Annotated in this window: 8 protein-coding genes and 3 pseudogenes; 4 read left to right on the top strand and 7 right to left on the bottom strand. The window is 36.5% G+C overall.

Features of this window, described 5'->3' with window-relative positions; translation table 11 throughout:
- Nucleotides 1-3 precede the first annotated feature (3 nt).
- From manA to CD112_RS07655, 4 genes and pseudogenes are all read right to left on the bottom strand, one after another.
- A complete protein-coding gene (manA, locus tag CD112_RS07665; RefSeq protein ID WP_061055021.1) occupies nt 4-939 on the bottom strand; it encodes a mannose-6-phosphate isomerase, class I in 936 nt (311 codons plus the stop codon).
- Between the two features lie 13 nt (nt 940-952).
- Nucleotides 953-1,387 (bottom strand): annotated as a pseudogene (locus CD112_RS14015) (fructose PTS transporter subunit IIA); the annotation flags it as partial.
- A gap of 146 nt (nt 1,388-1,533) precedes the next feature.
- Nucleotides 1,534-2,926: pseudogene (locus tag CD112_RS07660) on the bottom strand (PTS fructose transporter subunit IIC); the annotation flags it as partial.
- 78 nt (nt 2,927-3,004) lie between these two features.
- Nucleotides 3,005-4,869: pseudogene (locus tag CD112_RS07655) on the bottom strand (BglG family transcription antiterminator).
- Between the two features lie 175 nt (nt 4,870-5,044).
- On the opposite strand from CD112_RS07655, the gene CD112_RS07650 reads away from it, so the two are divergent.
- The 3 genes from CD112_RS07650 (at nt 5,045) to adhP (ending at nt 7,607) form a co-directional block, all read left to right on the top strand.
- Entirely contained in the window at nt 5,045-5,554 is a 510-nt protein-coding gene (locus CD112_RS07650) for a YagU family protein (protein WP_002480246.1), read from the top strand.
- 142 nt (nt 5,555-5,696) lie between these two features.
- Nucleotides 5,697-6,491 (top strand): D-alanyl-D-alanine carboxypeptidase family protein, encoded by a 795-nt coding sequence (locus tag CD112_RS07645; RefSeq protein ID WP_103364105.1) that lies wholly within the window; start codon nt 5,697-5,699, stop codon nt 6,489-6,491.
- Nucleotides 6,492-6,596: 105 nt separating this feature from the next.
- The gene (gene adhP, locus CD112_RS07640) at nt 6,597-7,607 is read left to right on the top strand and encodes an alcohol dehydrogenase AdhP (RefSeq protein ID WP_002480248.1); all 1,011 of its coding nucleotides are present in this window, start codon (nt 6,597-6,599) and stop codon (nt 7,605-7,607) included.
- Nucleotides 7,608-7,743: 136 nt separating this feature from the next.
- Here the strand turns inward: adhP and CD112_RS07635 are convergent, their stop codons facing one another.
- Together CD112_RS07635 and CD112_RS07630 are read right to left on the bottom strand one after the other, a co-directional pair.
- Entirely contained in the window at nt 7,744-8,265 is a 522-nt protein-coding gene (locus CD112_RS07635; protein WP_023014846.1) for a DUF805 domain-containing protein, read from the bottom strand.
- Between the two features lie 192 nt (nt 8,266-8,457).
- Nucleotides 8,458-11,295 carry a YhgE/Pip domain-containing protein gene (locus CD112_RS07630; RefSeq protein ID WP_061055019.1) on the bottom strand — a complete coding sequence of 946 codons (2,838 nt, stop codon included), beginning with the start codon at nt 11,293-11,295 and terminating at the stop codon, nt 8,458-8,460.
- A gap of 218 nt (nt 11,296-11,513) precedes the next feature.
- Here CD112_RS07630 and CD112_RS07625 point away from each other — a divergent pair, with 218 nt between their 5' ends.
- Nucleotides 11,514-13,715: an amidase domain-containing protein gene (locus CD112_RS07625; RefSeq protein ID WP_103364104.1), complete on the top strand. Its 2,202-nt coding sequence runs from the start codon at nt 11,514-11,516 to the stop codon at nt 13,713-13,715.
- An 80-nt stretch (nt 13,716-13,795) separates the two neighbouring features.
- Here the strand turns inward: CD112_RS07625 and CD112_RS07620 are convergent, their stop codons facing one another.
- Nucleotides 13,796-15,751 carry an LPXTG cell wall anchor domain-containing protein gene (locus CD112_RS07620; RefSeq protein ID WP_061055017.1) on the bottom strand — a complete coding sequence of 652 codons (1,956 nt, stop codon included), beginning with the start codon at nt 15,749-15,751 and terminating at the stop codon, nt 13,796-13,798.
- Between the last annotated feature and the right edge of the window lie 149 nt (nt 15,752-15,900).

Here is a 15,900-nt window from a genome sequence, read left to right as displayed (position 1 = left end):
TATTTATGAATGACTTACTATAATACTCATATCACCTTTGAATGTGATATCTAAATCTTCTGAAGTTATGACAAAATGTGTACCTTTGTCTATAGTGTTTGATTGGCCATCTACAATTACTTCTCCGCTTCCTTCAATCACAGAGATCAAACAATACTCATACGGCTTTTTGAAAATCAATTCACCCTGAATATCCCATTTCTCTACAGTGAAGAATTCATTTGATACAAATTGTGTAAATGCTTGCCCATCGCGTGTTTCGTGAATTGGTTTTGTATTTGGATTTGTTTGGTTTACATCGATGACTGCCTTACTTTGTTCAAGATGTAATTCACGTGTATTACCATGCTTATCTTTACGGTCATAGTCATAAATACGATACGTTGTATCCGATGATTGTTGTGTTTCTAAAATTAGTATCCCTGCGCCAATCGCATGAACAGTACCTGCTGGTACATAATAGAAATCACCAGGTTTTACTTTTTCTTTATGGAATAAACCTTCGAATTCTTTATTATCTATCATACGCTCTAAATCTTCTTGATTATCTACATTAACACCATATATAATTTCTGCATCTTCTTTAGCGTCTAAAATATACCAGCACTCAGTCTTACCATAGCCGCCTTCATGTGCTTTCGCGTATGCATCATCTGGATGAACTTGAACAGATAATTTATCATTCGCATCTAAAATTTTTGTTAAAAGTGGAAACTCGTCTTTTTGGTCATTTCCAAACAATGCTCTATCTTCATTCCACACTTGTTCTAACGTTTTACCTTGATGCTCACCATTCTCAATCACATTTGAGCCGTGTGGCAGGGCTGAAATCGCCCAACATTCACCTGTTAAATCATTTGGAATGTCGTAATTAAATTGTTTTAATGCTGTGCCTCCCCAAATACGTTCTTGAAATACTGGTTTTAGAAATAATACCATACGTTATCATCCTTTATATTGCTTTTAGTATGTCGTAAATTGTCTCTTTGTCTTCTGCAGTGATTAATTTTTCACGTGTTTCATCGTCCATAAGAGTCTTAGATAATCGTTGTAATAATTTTAGATGTGTATCATTACTGTTGTTAGGTACGACAATTAAGAACACGATCTTAGGTAATGAGCCATCTAAACTTTCCCACTCAATACCGTTTTTATTTTGTAATACTGCAACTACAGGTTGTTTGACTGCATCTGATTTCGCATGTGGGATGGCTACGTTCATACCGATAGCTGTCGTAGATTCAGATTCACGTTTTAATACAGAGGATTTTACTTGAGCAAAGTCTTCAACATAGTTTTGGTTTTTTAGTTCTGTGATAAGTCGATCGATTACATCATCGCGTTTCATTTCACTGTTAGTTAATTCGATTAGGCTTTTATGGAAAACAGTACCTTCTTTTGTTTCTTGTGTTTCGTTTGTATTTGTGTCTGCGTATACCGGTTCTGTTTGTGTTTGAGTTATATTTGTTTGCGGATCTTGTTTATCAGAAAGTTCTGTTGTTACACCTTCTCCTTCAAGTACAGCAGTCGGTGCATTTTTCTTGAATAATAAAACTGTTGCTGTAGTGATTAAACTACCGACAATAACTGCAATGAAGAACCACAACACGTGCTCAATGCCACCCAATACTGCAACAATAGGACCGCCGTGAGCTACTCTGTCTCCTACGCCACCTAAAGCTGCGATAGCTGCTGCCACCATAGCCCCAATCATATTTGCTGGAATGATACGAAGCGGATCTTGTGCAGCGAATGGAATCGCGCCTTCAGTAATACCGAATAGCCCCATTGTGAATGACGCTTTACCCATCTCTTGTTCTGAGTTATTAAATTTACGTTTTTGAATAAATGTCGCTAACCCTAAACCTATTGGAGACGTACATACCGCAACCGCTACCATACCCATTACTGCATAGTTACCTTCAGCAATTAATGCTGAACCGAATAAGAATGCTACTTTGTTGACTGGACCACCCATATCAAATGCAATCATGGCACCAATAATGAGTGCGAGAACAACAATGTTCGCGCCTTGCATACCTTTTAACCAACCAGTTAATGCTGTAAATACGCCTGAAATTGGCGCACCAATAACAAAGACAAATATTAATCCAACTACTAATGAAGCTAAAATTGGAATAATGATAATCGGCATAATTGGTGCCATAGCTTTAGGCACTTTAACGTTTTTAATCCATTTCGCAACATAACCAGCGATAAAACCAGCAACGATACCGCCTAGGAATCCTGCACCAGCTTCACTGCCATAGAAACTTCCGTCTGCTGCAATAGCACCGCCAATCATACCTGGTACGAGCCCTGGCTTATCAGCAATACTATAAGCGATATAACCTGCTAGTATTGGTACCATAAAGCTAAATGACAATGCTCCGATTTTCTCTATAGATTTCCAAAATGAATCATCTGGAATGACTAAACCTTTAGCTGAAGGTTCACCGCCAAGCGTTAAGGCAATGGCAATCAATAATCCACCAACGACGATGAAAGGCACCATAAAGGACACACCATTCATCAAGTGTTGGTAAATCATTTGTACGCCGCTCTTCTTCTCTTCTTCTTCATAACTGTCATCTTCTGAAGCACCTTCATGATGATAAATACGTGCATCTTTATCGATAATACGTTGTATTAATTCTTTTGGATGATGTATACCTTCTCTGACATTTTCGTTAATTAAACGTTTACCGTTAAAACGTGATAAGTCTACTTGTCTATCTGCCGCAATAATAATACCGTCTGCTTCTTTAATTTCTTTTGCTGTTAATACATTTTCTGCACCTACGCCGCCTTGTGTCTCAACTTTGATATCTACACCCATCTCTTTAGCTGCTTGCTCTAATTTTTCTTGAGCCATATATGTGTGAGCGATACCATTCGGACAAGACGTAATCGCTAATATTTTCATGTGAGTCACGCTCCTTAGTTAAAGTGTAAGCGCTAACACCAAGACATAAAAAAAGATAATTACCGTTACTAGTGGCAATTATCCTTTAATCATTTTCATTAGTTTAGTTTTAAATGGTTGTGCTTCAAGATATATAAGCTCATCTATAGCTTTTTCATCCAGTTGTGCGATAGTTTGAATTATACGTTTTGTAAGTTGAATATCTTGTTTAGTCGTTGCTAAGAAGAAAGCTAATTTAACTTGGTGCTCTTTCCAATAGAAACCTTTAGTGCTTTTAAAAACAATGACATGAGACTTTAATACTTTCTCAGGGTTGCCATGCGGTATAGCAACTTGATTTCCTATATAGGTTGAAGACATTCTCTCACGTTCTAAAGCACTTTCGATATACCCTTCTAATACAGCATGATTATTACTCAGTATGTCTTGTGCTTTTTCAAATATAGAAGCAGTATTAAATGCTTTTTCACTTTCTGTTTCAACTATAAAGTTCACACCTGAAAACTCATCTGACTTCATAGCTGGTTTTAACTTTTTGGCCATAAATGTTTCTAATTGATGCTTATCATCATCGCTTAAAAGCGGTGACACCTGAAGTAACTCTACATCTTCTGTAAGTTGATCAATAATAATATCATGAGTTGTGATTAGCATATCAATTCCTGTGAAATCATAATGATCGATATCTTCCAATCTAATCGTATCTTTAACTTTAATATGATCACTTAACTTCGAAACTTTTGTAGCAAGTAATTGAGAGATACCAATTCCATAATAACAGGCAATCACCACATTTAAATGATATTGTTCATTACGATCAATTGAAGATTGAAAATGTATTGTCAGAAAGGCAATCTCATCCTCAGTTAATTCTACACCCGCTTCTTCTGTCATTTGTTGCCCAATATCATAAAGTACGTTAAAAATGAACGGATATAGTGCTTTAATTTCTTTAGTCAGTGGATTGTTAAGGTAAACCTCTTTCATAATTCTTAAATATGTCGTCCAAAATGGGAATAGAGGTTCTCTTTTAGCACTTGGTCTTGCGTAAAGTGTATGCCTACTCTTTCTTCCATACGTTCAATCATTCGGTTAATATAGCTTTCTATAAATAGTTGTTGCACGCCTAAGTCAAACTTATTAAAGTGATAGCTAATAAAAAATGAGAACAGTTTAGTCACTTGTAAATTTAAAGTGTAGCCTAACTTAAGGTTTATTTCTTCAATAATCTTATTTGAAATTAATAATGCTTCTTCATTTAACCCCCCGTTGATATTCTCTGTAAAGCTTCTCTTCATAATTAAAATCAAATGAATCAATAACTGTTCAACTTGAATATCTGAAGTTTTAATGTCAAAGTCATTGAGATTACGTTTTATAATTTGTGTGATTGTATCTACATGCGCTCTAGGCAACTCGTCTAATATAAGTGACTCTACACGATGATTACGCGTAGAAAGCTGATTTAAATGAAGTGTGGCATTGTTTAGGTTAGTCTGACTTCCTACTACTTCTATACCTTTGCGGGGCTTAACATTGATAGCTACATCAAACTTTTCACACCAGGCATGAATACGTCCAATATAATCAAGTATTTCTTTCTTAGTCAGATGATACGTTTTTTCTAATTGATGTAATGTTAATTGAGTATCATTCATCAATAGTTGATAACCTAAAGTTACTAGTATTTTATGGTCTTTATCAGTATATTCTTCGAGTCGTTTTTCAACTTCTTTAATAGTATATTGCTCAGTGTTGATTTGATAACCTCTTGGTTTTACACTCACTATTAAATCTTTCATAAAGTTTGTATTCACTGCTTTAATATCATTTCTCGTGGTGCGATTCGATACATTCAAGAAAGTGGCTGTATCGTCAGACGTAAGATACTGTTCTGCATTATTAATAAAAAGTTGTATTAATTTAATTTGTCTTTCAATCATAGAAACCACCTCCTATTTATTATATTTAGTTTAAGGTACTTTAATAAAAATTCCTATCTTTTATATTAAACACAATTTCTTATCTTGCTAATTGAGCTTCAACTTTCTTGAATTTGTTATATTATACACAACCTTACCATGCTAATATAAGATTATTGTTAAGGAGGAGAATTTTATGCATCAAGAAAAAACAAGTTCTACATTTCAATTTATCTACACTGCGGTCATTGCAGGATTATTATCAGGAATTGTCAAATTAGGTTGGGAAGTCATGTTTCCACCTCGTACTCCAGAAAGAAATGCTACTAACCCACCCCAACAGTTATTGCAGCAATTTGGATTTTCGCAAGATTTTACACACCAAACCTATCAATTTTCAGAACAAATGTTACCGTGGGTCAGCTTTATCGTTCACTATAGTTTCTCTATTGTGATTGCAATAATTTATATTTATTTAGCTAAAAAACATCCAATTGTTTATGCAGGTTATGGTGCTCTATTCGGCGTCTTTATATGGGTAGCTTTCCATTTATTGATTATGCCTGTTATTCAAACTGTTCCAGCACCTTGGGATCAACCATTTGACGAACATCTATCTGAATTATTTGGTCATGTAGTATGGATGATGACAATTGAATTAGTAAGACGTTATGCAATCTACAAAGATAAGACCTTAAAATCATAATATCATTTAACTTACGCCTGTCCTTGTTTTGACTAAGTATCACTTGTAACAAATTTTCTACAGCTTTTATATACACAACTAATTCTCCTTTGATTGATATACAATAGTAATATATTGATAATTACAACAAAGGAGCATCAGTGTGGAAAAGCCAAAGACAATTCAAATGTTTGTTGAGAAGATGAATGAAAAAGCAGCTAGTATTGGTATGTCTCGTTCTATGTTTAAAAATCCTACGGGTTTAACGGAAAAGTATCAACTATCAACGAGTTATGATCTGTCATTGTTAACACTACATGCGAGTGCGAATGTGGATATTGTGAGAATTTGGAAGAAGAAGCATTATTCATTCTGGGTTAAGGGTCCTAATGCAAGACGTATGGATCTCACAACAAGAGTAGATAATGAAAAACTGAATCAATATTACGATATTTTAGGCGGCAAAACTGGAACTGTGGGCTTTATAAAAAACCTATGTCTTTTAATCTATGATGGTGAGACTGTCTATATCGTAACTTTGCTTAAAGCGAGAGGAAATCGATTCCATCAAGCTAAGTTACTTATTGATTATCTTTTAAATAAAGGTTCTCTAGATGGTGTAGATACAACAGCTTATACAGTTTTAAAATACCCATCATGTAATCCTTATTTATTCACACGTTTCAAACCAGAAATTCTTATTTCTAAAAACGGTAATGCGCGCAATACCCCCGCAAGCCTAACTAAGCTATTGACGTTGTTGACCGCTTTAGATTATCCACTGGATTTAAATAAAAATTTAACTGTTAAGGCTGAAGACATGGCTGAAGATAACCTCAACGACATTAGAGAAGGAGATATTATCAGCTTAGATGATGCCTTACATTTAATATTACTGAGATCTTCAAATATTATGGCTAACATGCTTAGTAGATATGTCTCAGAGCACTATCTTTAACGCTTAAATACTTATATAAAAGTTACTAAATTAGCCTTATTTACGATAACCTTATTGCTCTCAATATTAATATAATAGTATTGATTAAGTAAGGAGGTTTTCTAAATGAAAGCAATTGTAGTAGGTAAAGATCATCAACCCCAAGTTACTGAGAGAACATTACGCCCTTTGAAATACGGCGAAGCATTATTAGACATGGAATGTTGTGGTGTCTGTCATACAGACTTACATGTTGCCCATGCTGATTTTGGCGATGTAACTGGCACTATTTTAGGTCATGAAGGTATCGGTATTGTAAAAGAAGTCGCTGAAGGTGTTACAAGCTTAAAAGTAGGAGATCGTGCAAGTGTGGCATGGTTCTTTGAAGGATGCGGCCACTGTGAATATTGTACTACAGGTCGTGAAACACTATGTCGTGAAGTTAAAAACGCTGGTTATTCTGTAGATGGCGGTATGGCACAAGAATGTATCGTTACTGCAGACTATTCTGTTAAAGTTCCAGATGGTTTATCATCAGAAGCTGCCAGCAGTATCACATGTGCAGGTGTCACAACATACAAAGCGATTAAAGAATCAGGCGTACGTGCTGGTGAATGGCTTGTCTTATTCGGTTTAGGTGGACTTGGAAACTTAGCTTTGCAATATGCCAAAAAAGTATTTAATGCGAAAGTTATCGCAGTCGATATCAATGACAGTCAACTTGAATTTGCGAAACAATACGATGCAGATGTTACTTTAAACCCTAAAGAAGTGGATGTCGCAAAATACATTCAAGAACATGTAGACGGTGCACATGCGGCAGTTGTTACAGCGGTTGCTAAACAAGCCTTCAACGCAGCTGTTGAATCTGTACGTGCTGGCGGTACTGTAGTCGCAGTCGGCTTACCAACAGAATCTATGGACTTATCAATTCCACGTTTGGTATTAGACGGTATTCGTGTTGTAGGTTCACTAGTAGGTACACGTGAAGACTTAAAAGAAGCTTTCCAATTTGGTGCTGAAGGTCTAGTCGTGCCAAAAACACAATTACGTCCAATGGAAGATGTTCAAGATATCTTCAAAGAAATGGAAGAAGGTAAAATCAACGGCCGTATGGTTATTGATTTACGCCATTAATCATAATCTTAAAACACAACTAGTTTAAATAACACTTGATTGAAAATAGATAGAAGCTCTGAAGGAAATCTAATTACTGATATCCTTCAGAGCTTCTTAGTTTTTGTTCAATAAATATATTCAAATTAATCGTTTGTTATTCAACTTCTGCATCTTGTGCTAATGGATTATTTGAAACAGCTTTACTACTGCCGCCATCACCGTAATTATTCGGTGCTTTGTCCCCTGGCAGTACCAATAAGTAGATAATATAAAGTGTAACTAAACCAGCAACCACAATACCGAAGACACCTGCGAATGCTGTGGCACCTAGTACCCAACCTTCGCTCGCATTCGCTGCCAAGACAACGCCAAAGAAGAAAACAAGTGTTCCAACTGAAGCGATAAAACCGCTGATATATGAAATAATCGCAAATAACATTGTACGGTTTGTATCATGTAAACGTCTAACCATCACAGTGAAAGATGGGATTATAATCGCAATGCCAAAGATACTGCTTAATAAACCTCCTGAAAGTGCCCCTAACACAGTTGAAATTAAAAAGTTAATCCAAAATGGATGCCAATAATCCGCTCGATCTGAACGTCCATTCACATCTAAAAAGCGAATCCAAAATTGTTTATAGCTTTCAATAATTTGATTCGATTGATTCTCCATCGTATGCCTCCCCTTTATTTGTTAGGGTCATTATACCCACAACCAATTGAATATCTCAAATTAATTTTAAGTAAATAATTTGTTAATTGATATAAAGTGTTGCGTTCTTTAAGATAAACAAAAGTATAAAAAGAGACCTGAAATCAAAGCTGACTTCAAGTCTCCTATTTACCGTGTGTATGTTGTTTTATCTTATTCTAAGACATCACTTTCTTCTGCTTTTTCTGACACTTTTCTCATAATCGGATCTGTGATTGGTTTAAAGATAATACCGATAATAAAGAATGCGATGCCGAAGATCAGAAGAATCACTAGTTTTTTGGTTAAAATTTCAGGCACAAAGCCACCGACCGCTTCTCTCATCACATCAATCGCATACGCAAACGGCAAGTATGGATGAATCGCTTGGAAGAAATGCGGTGTAACTTCAATTGGGAACGTACCGCCCCCACCTGCGATTTGTAGGACTAACAAGATAATCGCTAAGGCTTTACCAGGGTTTCCAAGTAATGATACCAGTGTATAAACAATCGTCACAAAGACGAGTGAAATAATCACAGATAACCCGATAAACCACGCCACATGTTCAACTTGGGCTTTCAAAATCACAATATCTCCAATAGAGACAATTAACGATTGAAGAATACCGATAATATAAAACAGACCAAGTTTTCCTAAGTAAGTTTCTCTAGTAGTAATACCCGGCAAGTCCGCAACATGCTTATTATCTGTCGTCAATAAGCTCACCATCAATAACGCACCAACCCAAATAGACAATGCTGTGTAGAATGGTGTACTTGCTGAACCGTAGTCTTTGACTGGGAAGATATCTTTTTCATGAATCTTAATCGGATTCGCAATGACATCTGCTTGTTTCTTCAAGTCATTTTTCAGTAAATCCACTAACTTATCTACTGCGTCATCATCTTCCACTTCATCAAAGAGCTTATTAGCTTTCGCTAAATCTTTCTCAAGATCCGGCAAGTCGTTTCTGATAAATTCAGCTAACTTATGCAAATCTTCTTTCGCTTGTGGTTGATTTTCATTTAACAATTGCACAATACGGTCATAACGATCAAACAGTGTCGGCAGATTCGCATTAACAGTTGCGGTAGTGTCCGCAAGTTGTTGTTCTAGACCAGGCAAGTCATTTCTCACGAATGATGCAGCACGTTCCACACCTTGTTTAAACTGCGGATAATAACGTTGTGCAGTCGCTACCGCATTTAAGTAACGTTGTTCTAATTGCGGTAAGACACTTTGGATTGTCTCAATACGATCACCTGCAACATCTAAAATAGATTGGCCTTCATCAATCACTTGTTGAATCGTATTCAGCTTAGATTGAACGGTAGAAAGTTTTGCCTCTCCTGTATTCAAGACAGACATAATGTCTTGTGACACATTGATTAAGCGTTGATTCAAGTCTGATTTAATATAGTTTCTTAAATCACTTAATGCATCATTAACATTCGGAATTTCTTTTAATAATTTTACTGCTTCAGCTTTACCAGAACTACCTTGTTTCAAGGCATCTCTCAATTGATTTTGGAGCTTAATCACATGATTGACTCTGTTATTTGCTGCTTCTAGTGTTTGAATTTCTTTAGATAAGTCAACATGTTCACGATTTTCTAGTTCAGACAAGATATCAATCAGTTGTTGGTTGGTCTTGCTTGTCACTTGCAGACGTTCAATCAAGTTATCTAACGTACTTTCAAATTCTTGAGGTTTGTCAGACGCTAAAATACCATAAGTTACTTCTTCTAGCGCTGCTAAATCTTGTTGGCTCGCTTCTGATTGTTGTTCTGTTTGTTGAGAAAGTGATAAGAGTGCTTTTGATAATGAAGACTCCATCGCATTCGCATCATTTGGATTAATCGTATCCGTGTTATTTGAATTCTCACCATTAGTACTCATTTGTGAAGTACGTATGCCAGAGAAACGTCCATTATTTGTTGTACTTTGTGGTGCAGTTTGTGCTCTACGGTTTAATTCATTTTGCACATTTTGATCGACTTCTTGTGCGTTATCAATCACTTGTTGGTAACTGCCTACACGTTGTTTTACCGCTGATAAGTAACCTTGTGCTTCATTTAAACCTTGTTTGCCAGCTGTGACACCATTACTTGCGATGTCTACACCACGATTAATACGTGGGAAAGCTTGCGGTACATCATTTGAAGCGACATCTAAGGCACGCTCTATATTCGGTAAATATTCATTTAACGCTAAGATTAACTTTGCACGTTCATTCAATGCTGGAATGGCTGAATTCACTGCGTTTAATTTATCCTGCGCGTCTAAGATATCTCCTTTATATTGATTTAAACCTCGGAATTTATCTGCGTATTCATCTAATTGATCTTGGTTTTGGTCAAGATACAGAATCTTTTTCGCGAACTCATTAATTTTCGGTACTGAATCATTCGCAGTCTTCACTGCTTTTTGAATTTTATTAATCGTTGGTATTTCTTCCTCAAGTTTCACACCCAAACGATTGGCTTCATCTAACAATGCTTTTGTCACTGTTTCATTAAACTGTTCATTCGCTTTTTGAACAATTGCACTCGTTCCCGCATCTGTCATTTTCGGCGCAATCGCGTTTAATTTCTGGTTCACTTTGTATTCAACGTTCGCTTGTTGCGGGTCTTTTCTCAGTGTGCCAGTAATTTCATGTGTAAACTTGTCTGGTATGTACATGGCGGCGTAATATTTACCCATTTTCAAATCATGGTCTGCTTTTTTCCGACTGACAAACTCCCAGTCAAAGTGGTCATCTTTTTTCAAGTTATCGACAATAGTGTCCCCGACATTGATTTGTTTGCCTCGGACTTTATCGCCTTTATCTTCATTGACGACTGCGATTTTAATATTTTTGGTATTACCGTAAGGATCCCAAGTCGCATCTAAGTTGAACCATGCGTAAAAGGACGGCAATATGGCTATTCCGCCTAAAATCACTAAAACGGACGGGTGCTTGATAATTTTCTTTAAATCCATCAGGAACAGCTGTATCGCGTTCTTCATTTGTACACCTCTAAAATTTTTATATCTATTTTGGTTTCACATTAATTTCAAATTACTGTTTGTTTCTCTTGAATAAATTGATATAATGGCCTCATTAGTAGGGTCACTCTTTAAAAGTTAACAACTTTCAACAACTAGTCATAATACTGCTTTTAGTGTACCAAGTCAAACATCCGTTTGTACACAGTAAACTAATATATTTTAAGAGAGGTATTTCCATGAAGAAACAAAAATTATTGGTCTGTATGCTTTCTACTTCATTGTTAGTTCCATCCTTCCCTTTAAGTGATGTACAAGCAGAAACAACAGATAAAGTCACGGCACCTTCACAGTCTGATGCATCATCTTCAGACCGTGCCTCAAACACTAAACAGGACACACAAGAAAATCAAAAAGAAACATCTAAACCACATAAAGCATCCAAAACGCAATCATCTGATTCAGACACATCTCTAAAATCAGATGAGAAAGATGACGTTGAGTCAGAGTCTGAAACAAATACACAATCAAAAGATACATCTTCAACACCTTCAGATAACACAACACGAAATGAGGTTGAATCAGATTATGACGCACATACATTAGACTTCTTCAAATCTACACCGAAGCGAGATTCATCTAGCCGCTTCGAAAGCCTATTCAACCGTCTCTTCCCAAGTTATTCAAACCGTTCTGAAACTACGGATACCAATCAAGAGACAAGCGACTCTAACGCTAGCAATGAACAAGCTTTAGACAATAAAAATGAAACCTATTATCAAGGTCAGCCACAAACAAAAACACCGTCTGAAGAAACACCAATTGAAACAGACAAACAATCAGAAGACAGTACAACTACATCAAACGAAACAACACCTAAAGAAGATACACCTTCTAACCAAGAACAGTCATCTGACACATCTTCAAATACAACACCTGAAGCTTCTCAAGATGACGAAGATATCTTTAATAAACTAGATGAAGCCAGCAACAATGTCACAAACAATAATCAAGAAGAAACTGAACAACCAACAGAAAACAAAGACTCAACACAACCAAAACAAGCTGATGACGCTAATCAAACGACACAACCTAAAGAAACAGAAACAAATTCAAACAATGAAGATACAGCTGATAATCAAAACACAGCTGATTCAACACAAACAGAATCTAAAGAGGATACAGATGACACATCTTCTAAAGCAGATGACCGTGTCTTAGAATCTATTTTGGATCAATACAGTGAAGACGCGAAACAAAATAAAGCAGATTATGACGCACAAAAACAAAATGACAACAAATCTAATCAATCATCTGAAGATACATCCAAACAAGAATCGAATCAGAACGACACAAGCAATGCTTCTAACCCACAATTACCTTCAAAAGCACAATTGGAAAATAAGAAAAAACCAGCACAATCTTTTGAAGATGGTCTAAACCGTTCAGATATCAGAACAACTGCGACATTTGAATTATTACCAAATCTCTCAAGAGATAGTAGTGAATCTGGTGACATCGCAGTAGCTGAAAATACAGACACACGAGACTTTATTAAAACGATTGCGAAAGATGCCCATGACGTTGGCCAAGATGAAGATATCTATGCCTCTGTGATGATTGCGCAAGCAATTTTAGAATCTGATTCAGGCAACAGTACATTAGCGCGTGCACCGCACTATAATTTGTTCGGAATTAAAGGGGCTTATAAAGGGCATTCCGCAAACTTCAATACATTGGAAGACAGTGGAAGCAGTATGTATCAAATTTCAGCCGCCTTCCGCAGTTACCCAAGTGAAAAAGAATCGCTTGAAGATTATGCAGACTTAATCAAAAACGGTATCGACGGCAATCCAACAATTTATCAACCGACTTGGAAAAGTGAAGCAGCCACGTATCGTGATGCGACAAGACATTTATCACGTACGTATGCGACAGATACACGCTACGCAGATAAATTAAATAGTTTGATTAAGCATTATGATTTAACGCGCTTTGATAAGCAAACAATGCCAGACCTTGCAGACTATCAACCAAGCGATGAAGATCATGAAGGCGACTTCAAACCGTTTGCGGAAACTACAGACAATATGCCTTATCCACACGGTCAATGTACATGGTATGTCTACAACCGTATGCCGCAATTCAACAAAACGATCAGCGGTGATTTAGGTGACGCACGTAATTGGAATAACCGTGCAGAACGTAAAGGTTACCACGTCTCTTCTACACCTAAAGCACATACTGCAGTAGTCTTTGAGGCTGGCCAACAAGGTGCAGACAGTATCTATGGTCATGTTGCTTTCGTAGAAAAAGTAAACAGTGATGGTTCAATTGTGATTTCTGAATCTAACGTTCAAGGTTTAGGTGTGATTTCATATAGAACAATCGACGCAGAGGATGCTTCAGAATTAAGTTATATTGAAGGACAAGATAAATAATACAAAAGTAACGCTCCATTCAAAGAACCAAGAAATTGGTTTTGAATGGAGCGTATTTGTTTTAACTCGATTATAATTGATTAAGATTGTTTCGCTTTACGACGTTTCACAAACCATGTAAGACCGCCGCCGATGATAATTAACGCAACACCTAATGGTAAAGCAGATTTCTTCACTATTTCACCTGTGGCTGGTAAATCAAAGTTACCTTCGTCATCAAATAGTCCACTTAAGAAATCATCAGATGAACTGCCTAATGATAATGCGCGACCTTGTGATGGGTTCGGAATATCAGGGATACCATCTAATACGCTGCCACCATTCGCTAACTTGTCTAATAAACTTGGTCCACCGAATAAACCAGATTTACCACCTAATAAGCCTTTATCTAGTAGACTACCGTTAGACTGACCTAGCAAGCTTGGCGTGTCTTTTAACGGATCAAAGATATGACGGATATCTGATTTTAATCGCATGATATCACGGTCCGCTTGAAGTAAATCGTTAAGCGGTTGATCAAGTCCTGATTTGAGGACACTTAACAATTCAGCTTTCGCATCGTCTTTTTTCGCAATCACATTCGCCAATGCACGTGCTTTCGCATCATTGAATTTTGTGGCTAAAATCGTTTCAATCGCTTGGCGTTTATTATGTGCTTGGTCAATCACGTTGCCGATAATCTCATCCGCTGAAACATCTGAACCGTAGCGTTGTTTTAATAGTTGAACGAGTTCAGCACTATCTGGACGTTTCGCCATAATTTGACGTGCCATATCTGCCGCTTCGTTCTTATCAAATTTCGTCGATAACAGTGTTTGAATTAATGCTTCTTTATCATCCGCTTTATCAAACATAGATTGAAGCAAGCTGTCACTTGTGAATGAACCGAGTCCGTCTAATTGACTCAACACTTGGCTCGCAATTTGCGCATCTGTTTTACCTTTTGTATCAATGCGGTCAATAAGTTGTTGTGCACGTTGTTCATCTACCGTGCTGCCGATAATATCTTTAACAGCTTGTTTTTTGTCAGACGCTGATTTTAAATGATCTGAGATAATCGCATCTTGTTGTTTCAGACTGCTTTTTGTTTTCTCAATTTCATCTTTTAACTGTTGTGCTTTATCTTGTGAAATTTCGCTGCGTTCAGCTAATCTGTTTTCTAACGTTTGCAGATTCGCTTCTTTATTTTGGACATATTGATCTAAATCTTGTTTCGTTGTTTCTCGTGCAGTCGTCACACGGTCAATATCATGTCTAAGCGTACTCAATGCTTGTGAAGCTTGTGTATTCTCTTCGTTCGCTTTAGTTTCCTCATTGTCAGAGTGGTTCGCTTCACCATCATTTAGTTTCCCATTATCAACTTTATGAGAAAGTGCTTCTAAATCTGAGATAAATGCATCAATACTTTGATTGGCTTTTTCCTGATTTAATTGCGCATCTGCCACTTGTGATGAAGTGCTTGTATCACTTGATTGTGCTTGTTGTGAAGCTTGATTTAAATCTTCACGCACTTTTTCTAATCGATCTGACACACCAGTCTCTTCAGTACCTTGAGTGGGTTTAGATTCAGGTTGTGTCTCAGAACGATTTTCGTCTTCTTTTAATAGTGAAGCTGATTGTTCATCATTTTGAGTAGATGTATTGGATTGTGTTTTATTATCTTTCTCTAAATCAGAAGTTGCTTTCTCTTCTTTAAGTTGCGCTTCTTTCTCTTTCACATCTTTTAAGATTGCGTCTATTTGTGATACACGCTCAGCCTTATTGATATCTGTTTTGAATTTAGTTTTGTCACTGTCATTCATTGTTTTAATATAATCGATTTCTTTTTTTGCTGCTTCTATACGCGACTTGAGTGTTGTGGTATTGGAATTTTGTGTAGCTTTGACATCTGTCTGATCTTCCGCAACCACAGTAGGTGCAGACGTTAAGTTATAACTTAATAATGTCGTACTTAACAATACAACAGCACTTGAAAACTTAAATGAATGGCTTAATTTATTTTTATGATTTAAATCAGGGTATCTCTCTTTTTTCATTCACTTCACCTTTCCTCATCACTATACAGTTATCATTATATTAGTTTACACCTATCATTCAAAGAGGAAACTCACTTTTTATACGATTTCTTAATATATACTTACATTAATAGTTGCTTATGTTTTCACACTATGGAAACTTGCTTAAA

This window comes from Staphylococcus simulans, assembly GCF_002902285.1.
Lineage (GTDB): Bacteria > Bacillota > Bacilli > Staphylococcales > Staphylococcaceae > Staphylococcus > Staphylococcus simulans.
This window is presented reverse-complemented; position numbering and strand designations above follow the sequence as displayed.

What these genes read in the sequence shown, in the direction of transcription:
- manA (WP_061055021.1), bottom strand. Translation starts at nt 939, where the DNA reads ATGGTATTATTTCTAAAACCAGTATTTCAAGAACGTATTTGGGGAGGC.
- CD112_RS07650 (WP_002480246.1), top strand. Translation starts at nt 5,045, where the DNA reads ATGCATCAAGAAAAAACAAGTTCTACATTTCAATTTATCTACACTGCG.
- adhP (WP_002480248.1), top strand. Translation starts at nt 6,597, where the DNA reads ATGAAAGCAATTGTAGTAGGTAAAGATCATCAACCCCAAGTTACTGAG.
- CD112_RS07635 (WP_023014846.1), bottom strand. Translation starts at nt 8,265, where the DNA reads ATGGAGAATCAATCGAATCAAATTATTGAAAGCTATAAACAATTTTGG.
- CD112_RS07630 (WP_061055019.1), bottom strand. Translation starts at nt 11,295, where the DNA reads ATGAAGAACGCGATACAGCTGTTCCTGATGGATTTAAAGAAAATTATC.
- CD112_RS07625 (WP_103364104.1), top strand. Translation starts at nt 11,514, where the DNA reads ATGAAGAAACAAAAATTATTGGTCTGTATGCTTTCTACTTCATTGTTA.
- CD112_RS07620 (WP_061055017.1), bottom strand. Translation starts at nt 15,751, where the DNA reads ATGAAAAAAGAGAGATACCCTGATTTAAATCATAAAAATAAATTAAGC.